Below are 5385 nucleotides of genomic sequence, written 5' to 3'. Positions count from 1 at the left end.
AATTCGTGAAAGTATGGACTTGTTTCATCACAAGCACGGGGGAATACACCTTGTGGTCATTGACGGTATAGCAGACTTGATACGCTCCGCCAACGACGAAACGGAGAGTATAGCCATTGTGGATGAACTCTACCGCTTGGCAGGCATTTACAATACTTGTATCATTTGTGTACTCCATTTTGTACCTAATGGTATCAAACTAAGGGGACACATCGGGTCGGAACTGCAACGCAAGGCTGCGGGCATTCTCTCCATCGAGAAAGATGACAATCCCGAATACTCGGTCGTCAAGGCATTGAAAGTGCGTGATGGAAGCCCGCTGGATGTGCCGATGATGCTCTTTGGATGGGACAAGGAAGCCGATATGCACGTTTATCGTGGAGAAAAGTCGAAAGAGGATAAGGAAAAACGCAAGACCGATGAGCTGTTGTCTGTTGTAAAGTCTGCATTCCGTATCAAGCTAAGACTTTCATACCAAGAGTTATGTGATGTATTGATGCGTGAAATGGAAATCAAGGACCGAACGGCAAAGAAGTACATTGCCTATATGAAGGAGCAGCGTATCTTGTCGCAAGACACAAGTGGTAACTATCAAAAAGGAGAATTATGTTATACATAGACCAAAGAACCGAAGATACATGGCAGAAACGCTTGTTTGACAAGCTGATGACTGTCGAGAGTAAACTTGACCATCTGCTGGTTTTGCAAGAGCAATCTGTCGATACGACCATTCACCCTCCATTGAAACCCGAATATTTGGACATCATTGATGTTTCCAAGATACTTAAAGTAGAGCAGAAAACCATCTATAACTGGGTTTGGGCAGGAAAAATACCATACCTGAAAGCCAATGGGCGTTTACTCTTCCTCAGAGAAGAGATAGATGAGATGTTCCGAAAGCGAGAGGGATGGTAATTATTGTTGCTTATATTTTTTATCCGCAATTATTTTGCCGGAACAAAAAATAATACTTACCTTTGCAAGCAGAAAGTTGGTTGCGGTTTTACCGCACATGAAGATAACAGTACTCGCTTGGCATACCGTAAGATCTGCCGGCGAGTCATTTTTTTATATATACTATGGCAAATAAAAAATCACGTTCCATTCAGGAACAAATCGATTTACTGAAGCATAGAGGCATGATTATTGAAGACGAGGATTTTGCCCGTCTTCACTTGAACCATATCAGCTACTACCGATTAAAGGGGTACTGGTGGGATATGCAAAAGGACAGAGACCATCATATATTTATGGAGGAATCCAGATTTGAGGATGTTATCTCACGTTATTTCTTCGATAAGGAATTACGCCTGATACTGTTTGATGCCATTGAAGCGATAGAGATAGCACTACGAACAAAAATGATTTATCATCTCTCACAATCTTTTGGCGGGCTATTCTATACCGACAAAAAACTCTTTGTAAATGAATCTCTCCACCAACAACATATAGAGGATTTGATGAGCGAATTTATGCGCAGTGGTGAAGTCTTTATAAAAGAATACAAACGCAAATACGGAGTGTGGAAAGACGGGAAATGTACATCATTTACCCAGCAGCCTGATGCGTGGGTGATTTTTGAGGTGGCAACTTTCGGTACTCTTTCAAAGATATACAAGAATCTCTGTCATCAGTTATCGGAAAAGGCGAGAATTGCCAATGACTTCGGACTTAACATACACACAGAACTCTCAAGCTGGCTCGAAGCTATATCTTATCTGAGGAATATTGTAGCCCATCATTCCAGAGTTTGGAGTCGGAATATGGTAAAACGACCTATGGACATCAACAATCCCAAAGGTATTTGGCTGAAAAAGCCTCTTTCTGAGTTTGCCAAGAAAAAGCCATATCTGATAATTACCTCTATGCTATACCTGTGCAATGCTATCAATGCCGGGGACACATACAAAAAGAAAATTATCTCATTGATAGAAGAATGTCCGGATATTCCAATTTACAAGATTGGCTTCCCTAACCATTGGAATAAAGAACCTATCTGGCAATAATGAATTTATGGAGATAATTCAACCAATTATCATACACAATATAAGAATACCAAGATAAAAATTTTTCAAAAATCGAAAGTCAAGCACAAGAACAAGTGCTTGACTTTCATTTGGATAACCAATACATATTTAGTGTCTCCATTTGGGTCTGAAACTCTGTGAATGGCTATCTTCAAAGGAAAGGCTATTTCTTTTAGCAAATATATATTTTTTCGTAGATTTTTGAGCTGACTATGGATTTTAATATGTATCTTTGCTGTCGTGAATAATGTATTGTTTCGCGACAAAAATTATATGTAAATATGAATGAAAATATTGAAAATAAAATACTTGCAAAGGTAAAGAAGTGCGGACGTAGTTCTGTATTCTTTATTGGTGATTTTATTTCGTATGGTAGTCGAAATTCAGTTAATAAAGCATTGGAGCGCCTCACGGCGAAGGGACTGTTGCTTAGAGTCGCACGTGGTATTTACTGCTATCCTAAAATAGAAAAGGTGTATGGACTTGGTGCAGTCCCTCCATCGCTTGAAGACATCGCCAAGGCAATGGCAAAAAGAGACGGGGCAAGAATTGTCCCAACAGGGCTTTTTGCCCAATACCAACTGGGACTTACTCAACAGGTGCCGATGAATGTTGTTTATTTAACTGACGGAGTGTCTCGCACAATAGATCTTGGCGAGGGAAAAAACATAAAATTCAAGCGTGCCTCACCCAGATACTTTGCCATTCGCAGCCAGTTAGCTCTTCTTTTGACAATGGCACTTAAAGATTGGAAAGTGGAAAATTTGACGGAGGAACAGATCGCCCTCATTAAAGCACAGGTAAACGCAAATCCCCGCTTTCAGGCGACAGATCTAAAACTAATGACCTCAAAGGTAAGGGAATTTATAATTAGCTTGTATGAATAAGTTTTTGAAATTATCAGATTCACAGCGAAAAACCGTCTATGAATCAATTGCGCATAAGGTGGTACTGCCAGCCCAAGTCGTTGAGAAAGATTTCTGGGTAACCGCAATCCTACAGGTGATCTTTGCACTGCCTGTTGCCGGGCATATAGTTTTCAAGGGTGGTACAAGTCTGAGCAAAGGCTGGAAACTCATAGAACGATTTTCGGAGGATATAGACCTTGCTGTTGATCCCGTATTCCTTGGCGCGCAGGAAGGAGACCTTACGAAAAAACAAATCAAGAAATTGCGTAAGACATCGTCGCTTTTCGTTTTAGCGAAGCTGGCTCCCATGATTTGCGAAGAACTTGAACGGCAAGGATTACAGTCGTTTATTACAGTCGAAGCACAACCCAACGGCGAAGGTGATAACACGTATCCCGAACCACGTCAGATTTATCTTCATTACAAGTCTGTCTTTGATAAGGCACTCACATATCTTCGTCCTGATGTAGTATTGGAAGTCAGTGCGCGTTCATTGATTGAACCGACAGAGCCAATACAAATCAAAAGTATCCTTGGTGAGAACCTCCCTGTTATGCCATTGAACGATAGTGTCATAAATACTGCCATTCCTGCAAAGACATTTCTTGAAAAGGTGTTCTTGCTCCATGAGTTATTCTCTGTTCCCGGGCATGGAATGGTGGCTGAACGCAAAAGCCGACACCTTTATGACCTTTACGTCATGATGAATAAAGATTTTGCAAGGGATGCAGTTACTGATGGTATTTTATGGGAATCCATACGCCATCATCGGGAAATTTACACCTCTGTGCGAGGTGTGGACTATACGCCTGATGTACGCAAACGTCTCCAGCTTATCCCCAGAAAAGATATTATTGACACATGGAGTTCTGACTATGAGTCGATGAAAGAATCTATGATTTACGGGGAAAAGCCAACATTTGATGAATTATTAAAGGGGATGTCAAAACTTCAGGAGATGTTTAGAGGAGAAGATTGTCATAAATAATGCTTACGGTTTTGGAATAGAACAAGATTTCGGCAATAAAATGGTATTATTGCCGAAATCTAATCGTTAACACTTATAGTTCTATATTTAGTGTCTCCATTTGGGTCTGAAACTCTGTGAATGACTGTCCTCTTCTTTATCTTGAACAGGAGACGGCTCATTGCTTACCTTGACAGAATGACTATTGCCAGATAAAGCCTCTTCTTGTTTCATGCCCTCCGTTTCTTCCTTTTCCTCTTCCGATGGTGCAAGTGTAAGGGCAATCTTTCTGTCCAACTCTGCCGACTGCCCTTTGAGCGAGCGAAGCTCGTCCTCTTTCTTCCACGTCCCATTAGCAATAGCAGTATAGATTTCCTTATTGGCTGCCACCTTCTCTTTCTCCTTCTCATGCGACTCTATCACCTTAGGGATACGCTCCAAGGCATTTACGAAGTTCTCGCAGGCAAGTTTCGGGTCTGCCGCTAACTTACCGTTATTATAAGTATAGTAGATGCTCTCCTGTCCCTTGACAAAGAAGCGGTTTATCGAGCAATCAAACAGATCCTTTGAGCTGCTCTCCGTCTTGACCATGATGGAAAAGCCGTAAACCTCGCCAATCTTGTTGTACTCGCTCTTGGTACGAGCCTTTTCCTCTATCTCATGCAGACGGGCGGCGATGACCTTGATGTCGGTGCTGTCCTCCACACCTTTGATTGTCAGTTTATTGACGGCCAGTCCCTCCTTGTCCCGCTCCACACGCTTCTCAAAGCATGCCAAGTCTGCCTTGGCTTCCTTGATCTTGTCTGAATGAAAAGATACAGAGCTGTCAATCTCTGCCAACTTTCCCGTTGCGGCATCACGCTCACGGAGGAAGTTCTTGCGCTCGGATTCCAAAGTCGCAATCTTCTTGTCGAGTTTGGCTTTCTCCAAAAGGTCGGTGTTGCCTGAAAGTACTGCTACATATTCTGAGAAGTTCATACCGCTATCCTCGTCCATCGAGCCCTCGTCAATGGTACGACTACCGAGCGTATTGGTCTTCAACTGATTGATAAACAATTGCTTGTTATGAAGCAAGTTGAACTTGTAACTGTCCAACGACCGCTCCACGGCATAGATAATCACATCGACTTTATTGTCTGCAAATTCTTTGGCAACCATATTACCTTTACGAATTGCCCGACCATTTCGCTGTTCTAAATCTGAGGGTCGCCAGGGTGTGTCAAGTTGATGCACCGCCACCGCACGCTGCTGGGCATTGACACCCGTGCCGAGCATGGAAGTAGAACCGAAGATAATACGGATGTCTCCACGATTCATTGCTTCGACCATCGCTTTCTTGGCTTTCTCGTTCTTGCACTCCTGAATGAAGCGTATCTCGTAGGACGGGATATGATAATCTTCTACCAATTTACGCTTAACCTCCGAATAGATATTGAAGTCTCCACCGGGCTTATACGTACCCAAATCGGAGAATACAAATTGC

At 42.3% G+C, this 5385-nt stretch carries 5 protein-coding genes and 1 pseudogene; 5 read left to right on the top strand and 1 reads right to left on the bottom strand.

Annotated elements, in window-relative coordinates; all coding sequences use genetic code 11:
• From HMPREF1640_RS12065 to HMPREF1640_RS12045, 5 genes and pseudogenes are all read left to right on the top strand, one after another.
• Positions 1–619, top strand: a pseudogene (locus HMPREF1640_RS12065) (bifunctional DNA primase/helicase); the annotation flags it as partial.
• Positions 607–915, top strand: coding sequence for a helix-turn-helix domain-containing protein (locus tag HMPREF1640_RS12060; RefSeq protein ID WP_036895226.1), 309 nt, complete (start codon positions 607–609; stop codon positions 913–915). The pseudogene HMPREF1640_RS12065 and the gene HMPREF1640_RS12060, both read left to right, overlap by 13 nt.
• 164 nt (positions 916–1079) lie before the next feature.
• Positions 1080–2006 carry an Abi family protein gene (locus tag HMPREF1640_RS12055; RefSeq protein WP_036868048.1) on the top strand — a complete coding sequence of 309 codons (927 nt, stop codon included), beginning with the start codon at positions 1080–1082 and terminating at the stop codon, positions 2004–2006.
• 302 nt (positions 2007–2308) lie between these two features.
• A complete protein-coding gene (locus HMPREF1640_RS12050; protein ID WP_036895224.1) occupies positions 2309–2914 on the top strand; it encodes a DUF6088 family protein in 606 nt (201 codons plus the stop codon).
• Positions 2907–3923, top strand: a complete 1017-nt coding sequence (locus HMPREF1640_RS12045; protein WP_036895223.1) for a nucleotidyl transferase AbiEii/AbiGii toxin family protein — start codon at positions 2907–2909, stop codon at positions 3921–3923. The genes HMPREF1640_RS12050 and HMPREF1640_RS12045 overlap by 8 nt, the downstream gene beginning before the upstream one ends.
• A gap of 87 nt (positions 3924–4010) precedes the next feature.
• Here the strand turns inward: HMPREF1640_RS12045 and HMPREF1640_RS12040 are convergent.
• Positions 4011–5385: helicase C-terminal domain-containing protein (locus HMPREF1640_RS12040; RefSeq protein WP_036895221.1), on the bottom strand; the 1375-nt coding region annotated here is incomplete at its 5' end.

Source organism: Prevotella sp. S7-1-8 (assembly GCF_000758925.1).
GTDB lineage: Bacteria > Bacteroidota > Bacteroidia > Bacteroidales > Bacteroidaceae > Prevotella.
Note: the sequence above shows the minus strand (reverse complement) of the source record. Positions and strands in the feature narration are given on the sequence as shown.